We start from the raw sequence: 13,906 nt of genomic DNA, 5'->3' as shown, positions 1-13,906 counted from the left end.
CGTGGTACCGGGCGATCCGGCTCCGGCGGCGCCACCGGGCGGGTCCCGGTGCCCGACGCCCACCTTCCCCGGGCGCCCGAGGAGTCGGTGCCGGAGCGGCCTCCGCCGCTGCCGTGGCACCCGTCGGAGGCGACTTCCGCCGGACCGAACAGCGGGCGCTTCCCGGTTCTGGGCGGTGGAAACCATCCCACCAGCGCCCCGCCGAGCGGCGCACACCCGACCAGCCCCGCCCGGGGTGGCGCACCGTCCGGTGACGGCCCCACTGTCCGCATTCCGACCGGCGTACCGCCGCTGGGCCCGCCGATCTCCGCGCTGCCGGCGCCGGCCGACGCCGAGCCGCCGGTAGCGCCCTCCGCGCCGCCGACCTCGCCGCGCCGCAGAGGGCGGCTGGTGGCCGTGCTGGCAGTGGTGTTGCTGCTGGTGCTTACCGGTGTCGGCGTCGTGGTGACCCGGCCCGGCCCGGTCGCCGGCTGGTTGGGCGAGGATGCGGCGTCCGCGCCGACCGCCGCCGGCCCCGCCGCGGAACCCGCGCCGGCGGACGTGCTGGACGGGCCCGACCCGAACGCCGCGCTGCCCGCGCCCGACGGCGTACGGGCCGCGCTGGACCCGTTGGTAGGTGTCCCCGCCCTGGGCGACCGCGTGAACGTCTCAGTGGCCGACGTGACCACCGGCCAGACGCTGTTCGCCAAGGGGGCGGACGACGGGACGGTGCCCGCCTCGGTGACGAAGCTGGCGACCGCGGTGACCGTGTTGGCCGCCCGTGGGCCCGGGTACCGGATCCCCACCCGGGCGGTGGCCGGCGCCAAGCCCGGCGAGGTGGTGATCGTCGGGGGCGGCGACCCCACGCTCGCGGTGGACAAGAAGGGCTACTACCCCGGGGCGGCACGCCTGGACGACCTGGCCGCGCAGGTGCGCACCGCGCTCGGCGGCACGGCCCCGACAAGCGTCACCGTCGACGGCACGATCTACTCCGGCCCGGTGTACGGCCCCGGCTGGGACGACGACATCCCGATCGGCGGGTACGGCGGCGCGGTGACCGCGCTGATGACCGACGGTGCGCGCAAGGACCCGGGCGCCGAGGCCGGCGGCGCCGAGCGGGTCGCCGAGCCGGACCTCGCCGCCGGCCGGTCGTTCGCCCGGCTGCTCGGCGTACCCGCCAGCACCGTCAAGCGGGGCACCGCCCCGGCCCTGGCGACCGCCGCCGGTGGCACCCCGCCTCCCGGTACGGAGCTGGGCGCGGTGCAGTCGCCGCCGTTGATCCGGCTGGTCGACATCATGATCAGCGAGAGTGACAACCTGCTGGCCGAGGCGCTGGCCCGCCAGGTGGCGCTGGCCCGCAGCCAGACGGCGTCGTTCGACGGTGCCGCCGCCGCGATGGACGCCGAGGTGGCGGCGCTGGGCCTGCCCGCCGAGGAGATCACCCTCTCCGACGGCAGTGGCCTGTCCCGCCGTAACCGGATCAGCCCGTCACTGCTCACCGACCTGATCCGGCTGGCCGCGAGCCCGGACCACCCGGAGCTGGCCGGCGTCTTCGGCGGCCTGCCGGTGGGCGGCTGGTCCGGCACGCTTGGCGACCGGTACCGGGGCGCTCCCGGCACCGCCGGCGGGGCGGGCGCCGTCCGCGCCAAGACCGGCACCCTGACCGGGGTGCACGCCATCGCGGGCCTGGTCACCACCGCCGACGGCCGACTGCTCACGTTCGCGGTGCTCACCGACAGGGTGCCCGGTGGGGCGGACACCGCCCAACCGGCGCTGGACCGCATCGCCGCCGCGCTGGCCGGCTGCGGTTGCCGCTGACGAGCGTCGGGGCGGGGTTTCCGGCCGGCGCCGGGCCCGCGACCGGCGTCGATCGCCGACGCGAGCCCGGGCCGGGGTGTCGCGACGCGGGTACGGTGGGTTCATGGCGCAGTTCGTGGACTGGGATCTGGCCGCCGCGACCGCGGGGGCGTTGAGCAAGTCGGGCCCCCGGGTGTCGTACTCGGAGGCCACCGACGTGGTCGGCGACCTCCGTCGGCTGACCGACGAGGCGGCCGGGCACGTGGCCGACTACACGGGGCTGCGGGCGCAGGTGGCACACCCGCCGGTGCGGGTCGTCGACCGCCGGGACTGGGCGGCCACCAACATCGCCGGGCTGCGTGAGGTGATCACTCCGCTGGTCAGTCGGCTGTCCGGCGACAAGCAGCCCGGCGCGCTCACCGAGGCGATCGGGTCCCGGCTGACCGGGGTGCAGGCCGGCACCGTGCTGGCCTACCTCTCCGGCCGGGTGCTCGGCCAGTACGAGGTCTTCTCCGCCGACCCGGGCCAACTGCTGCTGGTGGCGCCGAACATCGTCGAGGTGGAGCGCAAGCTCGGCGCCGACCCCCGAGACTTCCGGCTGTGGGTCTGCCTGCACGAGGTCACCCACCGGACGCAGTTCACCGCCGTGCCGTGGATGCGGGCCTATTTCCTCAGCGAGGTGCAGGCGTTCGTCGACGCCTCGTCCAGCGGCGGCGAGCACCTCGTCGAGCGGTTGCGGCGCGGGGTGGCGACGCTGTCCGAGGCGGTCCGCGACCCGGAGAGCCGGACGAGTGTGCTGGACATCGTGCAGACCCCGGCGCAGCGGGCCGTCCTCGATCGGCTCACCGCGCTGATGACCCTGCTGGAGGGGCACGCCGAGTTCGTGATGGACGGCGTCGGCCCGCAGGTGATCCCGAGCGTGGAGCGGATCCGGGCGTCGTTCAACCGCCGGCGCGAGGCGGGTAACCCGTTGGAGAAGGCGATCCGCCGGCTGCTCGGGGTGGACGTCAAGATGCGCCAGTACGCCGAGGGCCGCAAGTTCGTGCACGGCGTGGTCGAGCGGGTCGGCATGCCGGGCTTCAACTCGATCTTCAACTCGCCGCTCACCCTGCCCCGGCTGTCCGAGTTGGGCGACCCGGACGCCTGGGTAACGCGGGTGCACGGCCCGGCCGGCACCGTACCGGCCGCTGGCTGACCGTCCGTCGATGGGCGCGCTCGCGCCGCCGGTGGCCGCGATCCGGGTGGCGGTCCGTCGCGCGCTGACTCACCTGCCGTCCGGCGGCCCGGTGCTGGTCGCCTGCTCCGGTGGCGCCGACTCACTCGCCCTGGCGGCGGCCACCGTGTTCGTGGCGCCCCGCATGGGCCGGACCGCCGGCCTGGTGACCGTCGACCACGGCCTGCAGGCCGGCTCGGCGCAGCGCGCGGAGGCGGTGGCTGACTGGGCCCGGGAGGCCGGGTTCGGGCCGGTGGCGGTGGCCCGGGTGCGGGTGGCCGGGCGTCCGGGTGGCCCGGAGGCGGCGGCCCGCCAGGCCCGCTACGAGGCGTTGACCGAGGCGGCTCGGCAGCACGAGGCGGTCGCGGTGCTCACCGGGCACACCCGCGACGACCAGGCGGAGACCGTGCTGCTCGCGCTCGCCCGGGGCGCCGGTCCACGCGGGCTCGCCGGGATGCCCGGCCGGCGGGAGCTGGCCGGGGTGCCGCTGCTGCGCCCGCTCCTGGAGATCGGTCGGGAGCAGACCCGCGCCGCCTGTGCGGCGCTCGGGCTCAGCCCGTGGCAGGACCCGCACAACACCGACCCGTCGTACGCCCGCTCCCGGGTGCGGGCCGACGTGCTGCCGGCGTTGGTGCGGGCGCTCGGGCCGGGCGTGGTGGACAACCTGGCGCGTACCGCCCGACTGGTGGCGGCGGACAACGCCGCCCTCGACGAGACGGCGGCGACGGCGCTGGCGGCGGCCCGACACCCCGCCGGTGGGCTCGCGGTGCCGGAGCTGGCCGGTGTGGCCGCCGCCGTACGCAGTCGGGTACTGCACGCCTGGGCGCGGGAGCTGGGCGCGGTGCCCGGGGCGCTGTCGCACCGGCACGTCGCCGCGCTGGACGCCCTGGTCACCGACTGGCACGGTCAGGGTCCCACCGACCTGCCCGGGGGTGTCCGCGTACTCCGTCGTGGCGACCGGCTGACGGCCCTCAGCTCGGGCTGAGAGCCCCGGCGCCGTCCGCCCGGTCCCGGAAGGTGGTCCGGTAGCTGTGCGGGGTGGCGCCGACCCGGCGGCTGAAGTGGTGGCGCAGGGCGGCCGCGTCGCTGAAGCCGGCCTGGTCGGCGACGGCCTCCACGCTCAACGGGGTCTCCTCCAGCAGCCGTCGGGCGAGCAGCACCCGCTGGTTGGTGAGCCAGTCGTGCGGCGTGGTGCCGGTCTCGGCGCGAAACCGGCGGGCGAACGTGCGCGGGGCCATGCCGGCGCGGGCGGCCAGCTCCTCCACCGTGATAGTCCGGTCCAGGTGCCCCATCAGCCACTCCAGCACCGGCTCCAGGGTCGGCGCCTCGGGGGCCCGGGGGATGGGCGCCTCGACGTACTGCGACTGGCCGCCGTCGCGGTGTGGCGGGACCACCATCCGCCGGGCCAGCCGGGTCGCGGTGGCCGAGCCGTGCACCTGGCGGATCAGGTGCAGGCAGGCGTCGATGCCGGCCGCCGTGCCGGCGCTGGTGAGCAGGCGACCGTCCTGGACGTACAGCGAGTTGCAGCGCACCCGGGCGCGGGGATGCCGGCGTTGCAGCTCGTCGACGTAGCGCCAGTGGGTGGTGCACTCCCGGTCGTCCAGCAGGCCCGCCGCACCGAGCAGGAAGGCTCCGGAGCAGACGCTGAACAGGTACGCGCCGCGCGCGTCGGCCCGGCGCAACGCGTCGAGCACCGGGTCGGGAATGACGGTGCCCGCGCTGTGCGCGGGGACGGCCACCAGGTCGGCCTCCTCCAGCGGGCCGAGGTCGGCGTTCGGGGTGAGGTGGAAACCGGCGGACGTGCGGACCGCAGCGCCGTCGGGGCTGCACACGTCGAAGCGGTACGCGGGGAAGCCGTCGGCCGTCCGGTCGGTGCCGAACACCTCGGCCAGCACACCGAGCTCGAACGGAGCGACCTGGTCGAGGGCGAGGACGGCGACGGATCGGAGCATGTGACGAGGGTAACCCGAGAGGTGGCAGTAAATCGATGCCCAGTGGCATCTCTGCCACTGTCTGGCCGGCGGGAGTCGGAGCAGACTGGTCTCAGTCCGGTGCGCACCGGCGGCGAAACCGACAGCAACCATGCGAAAGTGAGCGCCGCCATGGAGTTCCTGCTCTTCCTCCTGTTCCTCGTCCTGCTCGTCGCCGCCTCGGCGGCCGGCCTCACCGCGGACAGCCACGACTCGGCCGACTGGAAGCCCAGCGAGGACGGCCGCCGCTGGCGGTCCCGTACCAGCTGACGTGTTTGGTGTCCTTTGCGCCGAAAATCCCCGGCGGGACCGCGCCGAAAGGTGCGGCCCCGCCGACGAAGGCCATCCGACGTACGGCAGGCTAGGAGTCATGGCTGACGGCTCCTGGTACGACGCCGACATCGACCACGTGATCATCTCCGAGGCGCAGATCCGCGAGAAGACAGCGGAGCTGGCCAAGCAGGTCTCCGCCGACTACGCCCACGTGGGCGACGGACTGCTGCTGGTCTGCGTGCTCAAGGGCGCGGTGATGTTCATGGCGGACTTCGCCCGGGCGTTGGGCCGCAACGGCCCCCCGGCCGAACTCGACTTCATGGCCATCTCCTCCTACGGCCAGGGCACCACCTCCTCCGGAGTGGTCCGCATCCTCAAGGACCTCGACCGGGACATCGCCGGCCGGCACGTCGTGGTCGTCGAGGACATCGTCGACTCCGGCCTGACGCTCTCCTGGCTGCTGCGCTACCTGGAGTCGCGCTCGGCGGCGAGCGTCGAGGTGGTCGCGCTCTTCCGCAAGCCGGAAGCGGTCAAGGTGCCGGTGCCCGTGAAGTACGTCGGCTTCGACATCCCCACCGAGTTCGTGGTCGGCTACGGCCTCGATTTCGCCGAGCGCTACCGGGAGCTGCCCTACGTCGGGGTGCTCAAGCCCGAGGTCTACGCCCGGTCCTGACGCCGGCCGACCGTCCCGCCGGGTCGCGCCCCGGCGGCGTGAGAGCAACTCGCATCGGTATTCGTCAAGCCGACGTTCAGCGGGCTCTCAGCTGTTCCGGTTACCGTGGAGCCCGGTGGCGCGGAGGCAACTCCGCGTCCGGCCCCTCGACCGCGTGACCGGGCGTGCGGGTGGCCGGGCCGGATTCCCCGCCACGCCGGTTCTTGCCCGACCCGCCGTACGTCCTGGTGCGGGGCTGGCGAGGCTGCTCACGGAGCCCGTCGTCGATGGCGACGGAGAACCGAGGGCGGGGCTCGCAGGCTCGCTCCTCGCGTACGACGGGCCGTCGATTGATACACCACTGCGGGGCTCGCAAGCTCACTCCTCGCGTACACGGTGTACCGTCGAATGACCGCGGCGCGGCAGTTTTCGCGCCTCGGGGTCGAGGCCGGCCCGCACGGCGGCTCCGACGCCGCCCAGGGCGGCGACACCATCAGACGGTCAGGACGTCGATCAGGAGGATGCGGGCGCTCCGGCGCTCGACAACAGTATGGAACGTACGCGTTTCTTCCGCCGACCGGTGGTCTGGATCATCCTGGTCATCCTCGGCGCCGTTGTGCTCAGTCAGCTGTTCACCGCTGGTCCCAGCTACCACCGCGTGGACACTTCCGTTGCGCTCGACCAGCTCCACACCGCCCAGATCAACAAGGTCGTCTTCCAGGACAAGGAGCAGACGCTCCAGCTGGACCTGAAGAACAAGACCAAGTTCGGTGAGACCAACACCGACCGGATCGAGGCCCAGTTCCCGTACCAGGCTGGGGACGAGATCTGGAACCAGGTGCTGGACGCCAAGGCGGCCAACCGGGTCACCGGCCCGGCCGACGCCAAGGTCTCGTCGGACAGCATCTGGGTGAGCCTGCTGGTCAACCTGCTGCCGATCGCGCTGCTCGTGCTCCTGCTGCTGTTCTTCATGTCGCAGATGCAGGGCGGCGGCTCCCGGGTGCTCAACTTCGGCAAGTCCAAGGCGAAGATGATCACCAAGGACACTCCGAAGACGACCTTCGCGGACGTCGCGGGTGCCGAGGAGGCCGTCGAGGAGCTGCACGAAATCAAGGACTTCCTGCAGAACCCCGCGAAGTACCAGGCCCTGGGCGCCAAGATCCCGAAGGGCGTGCTGCTGTTCGGCCCGCCCGGCACCGGCAAGACCCTGCTGGCCCGCGCGGTCGCCGGCGAGGCCGGGGTGCCGTTCTACTCGATCTCCGGCTCCGACTTCGTGGAGATGTTCGTCGGTGTCGGCGCCAGCCGGGTCCGCGACCTCTTCGAGCAGGCCAAGTCGAACGCCCCGGCGATCGTCTTCGTCGACGAGATCGACGCCGTCGGCCGCCACCGCGGCGCCGGCATGGGCGGCGGCCACGACGAGCGGGAGCAGACGCTCAACCAGCTGCTCGTCGAGATGGACGGCTTCGACACCAAGGGCGGGGTCATCCTGATCGCGGCCACCAACCGGCCGGACATCCTCGACCCGGCGCTGCTGCGCCCGGGCCGGTTCGACCGGCAGATCCCGGTGGACGCCCCCGACATGGAGGGCCGCAAGGCCATCCTGCGGGTGCACGCCAAGGGCAAGCCGTTCACCCCCGACGTCGACCTCGACTCGGTGGCCCGGCGTACCCCGGGCTTCAGCGGCGCCGACCTGGCCAACGTGATCAACGAGTCGGCCCTGCTCACCGCCCGTAAGGACCAGCGGGCGATCACCAACGACTCGCTCGAGGAGTCGATCGACCGGGTGATCGCCGGTCCGCAGCGACGGACCCGGGTGATGAGCGACCAGGAGAAGAAGATCACCGCGTACCACGAGGGTGGGCACGCGCTGGTCGCCTGGGCGCTGCCGCACGCCGCGCCGGTGCACAAGGTGACGATCCTGTCCCGTGGCCGCTCGTTGGGCCACACCCTGGTGCTGCCGACCGAGGACAAGTACACCCAGACCCGCGCCGAAATGATCGACACCCTGGCGTACGCGCTGGGCGGCCGGGCCGCTGAGGAGCTGGTCTTCCACGAGCCGACCACCGGCGCCGGCAACGACATCGAGAAGGCCACCCAGCTGGCCCGCGCGATGATCACCCAGTACGGCATGAGCTCGAAGCTCGGCGCGATCAAGTACGGCACCAGCGGGGATGAGCCGTTCCTCGGCCGCAACATGGGCCACGAGCGGGACTACTCGGACTCGGTGGCCGCCGAGATCGACGGCGAGATGCGGGCACTGGTCGAGCTGGCGCACGACGAGGCCTGGGAGATCCTGGTGGAATACCGGGACGTCCTGGACAGCATCGTGCTCGAGCTGATGGAGAAGGAGACTCTCTCCACGGCCGACATGGCGCGGATCTGCGCGCGGGTCGTCAAGCGCCCGCCGCTGGCTCCGTACAACGGCTTCGGCAAGCGCCAGCCGTCCACCGAGCCGCCCGTGCTCACCCCTGCGGAGAAGGACAAGCTCAAGGCGCAGGCCCAGGCCGACGGCGCGCAGGCGTCCGTTGGTGGCGGCTCGCCGTCCAACAACTCGGACGGTACGCACTGAGCGACGACCCGACGGCCAGCTCCCCTCACCGGGAGCTGGCCGTTTCCGCGACCGAGCCCGACGGCGACGACGGGCTGGACTACGTTGCCGCCCGGCTGATCAGCGGGCGGTTGACCGGGCGCCCGATCGAGGACGCAGTCGACCTCGGCCGGATCGAGAAGGCCGTGCGGGAGATCCTGATCGCGGTCGGCGAGGACCCGGACCGCGACGGGCTCAAGCAGACCCCGGCCCGGGTGGCGCGCGCGTACGCCGAGCTCTTCGCCGGCCTGCGCGTCGACCCGGCCCAGGTGCTCAGCACCACCTTCGAGGCCAACCACGAAGAGCTGGTGATCGTCCGGGACATCGACGTGATGAGCCTCTGCGAGCACCACCTGCTGCCGTTCCGCGGCAGCGCGCACATCGGCTACATCCCCGGCCCGGACGGACGGATCACCGGCCTGTCCAAGCTGGCCCGCCTCGTTGAGGTCTTCGCCCGCCGACCCCAGGTGCAGGAGCGGCTCACCTCGCAGGTCGCCGACCTGCTGATGAGCAAGCTCGCCCCGCGCGGCGTCGTCGTCGTGCTCGAATGCGAGCACATGTGTATGGCGATGCGGGGTATCCAGAAGTCCGGTGCCAAGACCATCACGTCGGCGGTGCGCGGCGTCCTGCAGTCCGACTCCAAGTCGCGGGCCGAAGCGATGGCGCTGATCATTCCCCGCTGACCTCCCGAACGCGACAACGGCCGGCCGCCCCCTCCCGGGACGGCCGGCCGTCGCGTCTGCGGGGTCGTCTGCTCGGCGGCGGGTCAGCCGGCCAGCAGGGCCAGCAGCAGGCCGGCCGTGACCAGCACCGCCGGCACCAGACAGACCAGCGCACCGAGGCGCACCGTCCGGTCCAGCCGCTCGCCGGGGCTCGCCTGGAACACCCGACCGACACCCACCCAGCCGACGACGAAGGCGACCGCCGGCATCGGAAGGCCGCCGATCAGGGCCGTCACGCTGGCCGGGCCGGTACCCGTCGTCGCGTACACGATGACCTGGATCAGCGGTACCAGCAGCGCCAACGGCCCGTACACCAGGAGGTTGCGCGCCCGCGCGGGCCAGGAGGCCGGTCGGAGGCCGCGACGCGCGGCCAACGCCGCGTCCGCGGCCTCGGCCCGACCACGCGCGGCCCGCAGCGCCGCCAGCACGGCGGCCGGGCCGCCGACCATCGACCGGGCCGCCTCGGTCAGCTCCGGCGGCGACGGCACCAGCGAGATCGCCGGTACGCCTCGCTCCCGCAGCCGCTCCTGCTGACTCGCCAGCCCGGCACGCACGACAGTCAGTTCCTCCCGGGCGGCCTCCGCCGAGCGGGCCTGCTCACCGGCGGCGGCAGCCGCGCCGCGCCGGACCGCATCCAGTTGCCGCGCGGCCGCCAGGTACTCGGCCCAGCCGCTGACGGGTTCCACGGCCGCCGGCGTGCCATCGCCGTCCGCCCCGGCGGTCCGCTGCCGCCCCGGCCCGGTCACCGTGGCGTTCGACCCCACACCGACACCTCCCGCGTGCACCGCCCGCTCACCCCACCTTGTCGGCGAACGGCACCAGGACCGTGCCCCGCTCGTCCGGACCGTCCCACAGCGCCGCCCGGTCCGGGTGCGCCCGCCACTCCACCGGCCGGCCGAAGACGGCGGCGAGCTGCGCCGCCGGCACGTCCAGCACCACGACGGCGGCGAGCTTGTCGACCTCGCCGTCCGGCTCCAGCAGCGCGGCGAACGGCGGCACCGCCCGCCACCAGCCCAGCAGGTGCCGGCCCGCCGGCGGCCCGTCCCGCAGCAGCGCGCGCAACCGGTCGGCCGGCAACTCCCGCGACCCGGGCCGATCCAACCCGAAGACCACCAGGTACGTCGGCAGCTCCCCATCGGTGTCCGCGAGCAGCGTCGGCACGTCCACCAGGCACGCCGGATGGCGGGCGGCCAGCTCGGCCGTCAACGCCTCCGCCAGTGGGCGTGCGCCCTGGTCCGGCGCGGCCACCAGGAACCGGGCGGTGCCCGGCGGATGATGAGCCGCGGTGCTCCGGGCCGCCGTCGCCAACAGGCCACCCGCCGCCGGCCCGGAGCCGAGCACCGCGAGGTTGCGCCCGGCCGCCGGCCCCATCGGAACGGCAACCGTCGTACGGGCCACGTCCACCGCCCGGCCGAGCAGTGCGGCCGGTCCGTGTGCCTGGCCCGCCAGAGCCGCCCGGTGACGCGGATCGTTGCTCAGCAGCGGGCGAGCGTAGCCGGCGAACACGACGGGCGGCGTCGACCCGGCCGGCCGAGCCTCCCACAGCTCGTGCCGCAGTTGCTCGACGACCTCCGGATGGTCCAGCGGATCCGGGTGCCGGATCAACCGCTCGTGGCCACGGATCGCGCCCCGGGGGCCACCGAGCCCTCCGGCGGTGTTCACCACCGCGCTGCCTACCGGCAGGCCCGCGGCCGAGTCGTTGGTCGGCTCCAGCACCGGGCCGCCGCCCGGCAACGCCACCCGCACCGGGAACTGCCCGAGAACCGAATCCCGGTGCCCGGCGTCCGCGCGGCCACTCAATCCCAGCTCGCCCGCGCCGGCCAGCACCAGGTGTACGCCGTACGCCCGACCAGCGCGCGCCAGCCCACCCACCTGCGTGGTCAGCTCGGCGGCCAGCCGATCCCGCGCGGCGAAGAGCAGCGGCACATTGTCCACCACACAGACGATGCGGGGCAGCGGGCGGTGTTGGCGCAGCTCCGCGAAGCGCTGCCCACCGGCCCGCCCGGCGGCCTCCGCGCGGCGCTGCACCTCGGCCGTCAACTGGTCGAGCAGGTCCCGGACGTACTCCCGGTCGGCGGCCATGGCCGCGGCCCGCACCTGCGGGATCCAGGAACGATCCCGCTCGGTCTGCAGAAACTCCACAAACGACTCACCGTCGCCCAGATCCGCCAGGTAGAGCGCCAGGTCGTCCGGGCCGTACCGGGCGGCGAGCCCCAGCAGCGCGGTGGTCAGGAACGCCGCGCGCCCCGCCCCGGACCGGCCACTGACCAGCCAGTGCGGGGTCAACTCGGTGAAGCCCAGCGGCACCGGCCGGCCCCCGGCGTCACCCACCATCGTGGTGAGACTGTCCGAGGAGTCCGCCTCCCAGAGCCGCTCACCCGTCGCCGGCAGGAGATCGGCCAGTGCCAACCGGGAGCCCGCCTCCACCTGGGCGGCGAGCCGTCGACAGACCGCGTCGACGAGATCCGCCGGCGGGTCCGTCTCCACGAAGACCGGTGAGTTCAACCCGCCCGGTGGGTCGGCTCCGGGGCTCGCGAACGACGCCCCCGGAGGGTCGCCGAGCAGCGCGTACGCGTTGCGCAGCACCAGTGAGGTGGCCTGCGGCAACGGCGCCCGGGACGCGTACGGGCCCGGTGGCGGCCAACCGGCCACCACCAGGTGCAGGCCAGCCGTGGGCCCCTGCTCGGCCAGCGCCTCGATCCGCGCCAGGTCGGTCGGACCGGTCAGCTCCGGCAACGCGGCGACCACCAGCAGCAGGGTGCGGTCGTGGCGACGACGCCCGCTCGCACCCGGGGTCACCCACTGCTCCGCCTCCGTCAACACCGCCCGCAGACCCGCCACGTCCACCGCCGGTGGCGGCAGCAGCCCGGCATCGGCCAGCGCGCCGAACGGCGTGAGCACCGCACCCGTGGCGTCCACCGCGCGCACCAGCAGCGCGCCGGCGGGCGCCCCGCCCAGCAACCGCAGCAGCACGGCCCGCAGCAGCCCCGCCACCCGGGGCTCCCGCGCGTCGGCGTCCACACTCAGGTGCCCGGCCCCGATCAACGGCACGAGCGCGGGGAAACGGGCGTCATCCAACGGCGCCGCCGTACCCACCCGCACGAAGGGCGGCGGGCCGTCACCCGCCGGAGAATCCACGGTGAGCGAGTCCAGATTGGCGCCCGACCAGCCCGGGGCCAGCCGCGTGGCAACCACTCGCAGTCGGTCGGCCAACTCGTACTGGCGGCGCTGATCCGCGGGGGCCGGTCGAGTCTCGTCGAGGATGCCGGCGGCGGCGGTCACGACAGCTGCGGCCTGGCGGTGCAGCGCCGCCGCTCGGTTCGTGCGTGCCTTCGGACCGGCCACCGTGTCCACCCCCTCACCCGAGGTTGGCAACCCCTCCCCGAGCAGTGACGGTATCCCAGCCGGAGCCGCTCCTCCGGGAGGTACCGCGGCGGTGCGCCGGTGTTGTCGCGGATCTCACCGGTGGGGAGGGGTCCGTCACGATCCGCTGGATCTGAGGCATTGGCTCCGGGCCGTCCAGCCGTTAACTTCAGGAGGTGGAATCAGTGCAGCCCCCCGCCGGTTCCCAGGTCTCCCGCGTACCGGCCCAACGGACTCCGTCCGAGCAGCTGCCGCCGGCCCCGCCAGCGCCGGCGCCACAACCGCGCCGCCGCCGACTGCGTACCGTGCTCACCGTGGTCGGTGGGGTGCTCGCCCTGCTCTGCCTCGGTGCGGTGGCGACGGGGTACGTGCTGTACACCCGCGCGGCGGCCCCCGACCGCAGCGCCCCCGACGTGGTCGTCGACAACTACCTGCGCGCATTTCTCGTGGACCGCAACGACGCACGAGCTGACCAGTACACGTGCGAGGGCGGGACGCAACTGGAACCACTTCGGGCGCTACGAGCCGACCTGCTCACGCGTGAGCAGCAACTAGACGTCACCATCTTGGTCAGTTGGGGCAGCCTTGAAGTCAAGGATCAGGGCAACACCGCCACCGTCGTGACGACTGTTCGCCGCAGCGCGACGGTAGATGGAACCCAGCAGAGCTTGACGGACACTTGGCAGTTTGACGTCCGAAAGCAGGAAGGCTGGCGGGTCTGCAGCGGGGCGAAAGTGAGCTGACCGTCACTCGATCCACAGCAGATGGACCGGAACCTCCAGGGTGGTGGGTGACTGGCCACGCCAGGCCCAGCGGTACCACTCCACTTCTGGCGTGATCCGGACGCAGATGTCGCCCTCGGCCCCCGAGTAGGTCTCGGTGACGGCCCGCATGTCCCGGTGTTCCAGCCCACCCTCGACGTGCACCACCCGGCGTCCGGTCACCGCGTCCGCCTCGAAGACGGGCGTGGGGGACCGATGGGACGGCCCGTCCAGCGAGACCAGCCGGATCCCGGTATCCCGGGTGCCGTCCGATCCGGGCCGTTCACCGATCGTCTCCACCCAGACCCGCTCCACCGGCACCAGCGGCGCGAACACCTCGACCTGGTCGGCCTCGGCCCGGTACCACTCGTGCTCCGGGATGACCGGCACGTAGGTCCGAGCACCCTGCACGACGCCGTCGTCCGCGCGCAGGTCGCCTCGCCAGCCCAGCCCGGGCAGACCGACCAGCACCCGCTGCCCGCGTAACTCCACGCGTCCGGTCGCGGGCACGATGGCCAGTGGGCGGGGTGGCCGGGGCGCCCAGTCCGGCTGGTCGGCGAACGGGTCCGGCATCGGTCCGGTCATGCCC

At 73.7% G+C, this 13,906-nt stretch carries 12 protein-coding genes; 8 read left to right on the top strand and 4 right to left on the bottom strand.

The window, feature by feature from the left end:
- Positions 1-312: 312 nt before the first annotated feature.
- From dacB to tilS, 3 genes are all read left to right on the top strand, one after another.
- Complete coding sequence (gene dacB / locus ACGGAQ_RS23590; RefSeq protein WP_393052694.1) at positions 313-1,797, top strand: D-alanyl-D-alanine carboxypeptidase/D-alanyl-D-alanine-endopeptidase; 1,485 nt, start codon at positions 313-315, stop codon at positions 1,795-1,797.
- A 103-nt stretch (positions 1,798-1,900) separates the two neighbouring features.
- The gene (locus tag ACGGAQ_RS23585; protein ID WP_393052498.1) at positions 1,901-2,971 is read left to right on the top strand and encodes a zinc-dependent metalloprotease; all 1,071 of its coding nucleotides are present in this window, start codon (positions 1,901-1,903) and stop codon (positions 2,969-2,971) included.
- A 10-nt stretch (positions 2,972-2,981) separates the two neighbouring features.
- A complete protein-coding gene (tilS, locus tag ACGGAQ_RS23580) occupies positions 2,982-3,974 on the top strand; it encodes a tRNA lysidine(34) synthetase TilS (protein WP_393052496.1) in 993 nt (330 codons plus the stop codon).
- On the opposite strand, the gene ACGGAQ_RS23575 is transcribed toward tilS, so the two are convergent.
- Positions 3,961-4,941 (bottom strand): GlxA family transcriptional regulator, encoded by a 981-nt coding sequence (locus ACGGAQ_RS23575; protein ID WP_393052494.1) that lies wholly within the window; start codon positions 4,939-4,941, stop codon positions 3,961-3,963. The genes tilS and ACGGAQ_RS23575 overlap by 14 nt on opposite strands.
- A gap of 138 nt (positions 4,942-5,079) precedes the next feature.
- On the opposite strand from ACGGAQ_RS23575, the gene ACGGAQ_RS23570 reads away from it, so the two are divergent.
- The 4 genes from ACGGAQ_RS23570 (at position 5,080) to folE (ending at position 9,154) form a co-directional block, all read left to right on the top strand.
- Positions 5,080-5,229, top strand: coding sequence for a hypothetical protein (locus ACGGAQ_RS23570; RefSeq protein ID WP_234587421.1), 150 nt, complete (start codon positions 5,080-5,082; stop codon positions 5,227-5,229).
- A 100-nt stretch (positions 5,230-5,329) separates the two neighbouring features.
- Positions 5,330-5,905 (top strand): hypoxanthine phosphoribosyltransferase, encoded by a 576-nt coding sequence (gene hpt, locus ACGGAQ_RS23565; RefSeq protein WP_393052492.1) that lies wholly within the window; start codon positions 5,330-5,332, stop codon positions 5,903-5,905.
- Positions 5,906-6,434: 529 nt separating this feature from the next.
- Entirely contained in the window at positions 6,435-8,453 is a 2,019-nt protein-coding gene (ftsH, locus tag ACGGAQ_RS23560) for an ATP-dependent zinc metalloprotease FtsH (RefSeq protein ID WP_393052490.1), read from the top strand.
- Between the two features lie 35 nt (positions 8,454-8,488).
- Positions 8,489-9,154: a GTP cyclohydrolase I FolE gene (gene folE, locus ACGGAQ_RS23555; protein ID WP_393052692.1), complete on the top strand. Its 666-nt coding sequence runs from the start codon at positions 8,489-8,491 to the stop codon at positions 9,152-9,154.
- Positions 9,155-9,237: 83 nt separating this feature from the next.
- Here the strand turns inward: folE and ACGGAQ_RS23550 are convergent, their stop codons facing one another.
- Positions 9,238-9,939, bottom strand: coding sequence for a hypothetical protein (locus ACGGAQ_RS23550; RefSeq protein WP_393052690.1), 702 nt, complete (start codon positions 9,937-9,939; stop codon positions 9,238-9,240).
- 46 nt (positions 9,940-9,985) lie between these two features.
- Positions 9,986-12,547: an FtsK/SpoIIIE domain-containing protein gene (locus ACGGAQ_RS23545; protein WP_393052488.1), complete on the bottom strand. Its 2,562-nt coding sequence runs from the start codon at positions 12,545-12,547 to the stop codon at positions 9,986-9,988.
- A gap of 194 nt (positions 12,548-12,741) precedes the next feature.
- Here ACGGAQ_RS23545 and ACGGAQ_RS23540 point away from each other — a divergent pair, with 194 nt between their 5' ends.
- On the top strand, positions 12,742-13,299 hold the full coding sequence (locus tag ACGGAQ_RS23540; RefSeq protein ID WP_393052487.1) for a hypothetical protein: 558 nt from the start codon (positions 12,742-12,744) through the stop codon (positions 13,297-13,299).
- A 3-nt stretch (positions 13,300-13,302) separates the two neighbouring features.
- Here the strand turns inward: ACGGAQ_RS23540 and ACGGAQ_RS23535 are convergent, their stop codons facing one another.
- A complete protein-coding gene (locus ACGGAQ_RS23535; protein ID WP_393052485.1) occupies positions 13,303-13,902 on the bottom strand; it encodes a hypothetical protein in 600 nt (199 codons plus the stop codon).
- Between the last annotated feature and the right edge of the window lie 4 nt (positions 13,903-13,906).

The sequence above is a fragment of the Micromonospora sp. NPDC047557 genome, from assembly GCF_043205095.1.
GTDB lineage: Bacteria > Actinomycetota > Actinomycetes > Mycobacteriales > Micromonosporaceae > Micromonospora.
This window is presented reverse-complemented; position numbering and strand designations above follow the sequence as displayed.

What these genes read in the sequence shown, in the direction of transcription:
- ftsH (WP_393052490.1), top strand. Translation starts at nt 6,435, where the DNA reads ATGGAACGTACGCGTTTCTTCCGCCGACCGGTGGTCTGGATCATCCTG.
- tilS (WP_393052496.1), top strand. Translation starts at nt 2,982, where the DNA reads ATGGGCGCGCTCGCGCCGCCGGTGGCCGCGATCCGGGTGGCGGTCCGT.
- ACGGAQ_RS23575 (WP_393052494.1), bottom strand. Translation starts at nt 4,941, where the DNA reads ATGCTCCGATCCGTCGCCGTCCTCGCCCTCGACCAGGTCGCTCCGTTC.
- ACGGAQ_RS23535 (WP_393052485.1), bottom strand. Translation starts at nt 13,902, where the DNA reads ATGACCGGACCGATGCCGGACCCGTTCGCCGACCAGCCGGACTGGGCG.
- hpt (WP_393052492.1), top strand. Translation starts at nt 5,330, where the DNA reads ATGGCTGACGGCTCCTGGTACGACGCCGACATCGACCACGTGATCATC.
- ACGGAQ_RS23585 (WP_393052498.1), top strand. Translation starts at nt 1,901, where the DNA reads ATGGCGCAGTTCGTGGACTGGGATCTGGCCGCCGCGACCGCGGGGGCG.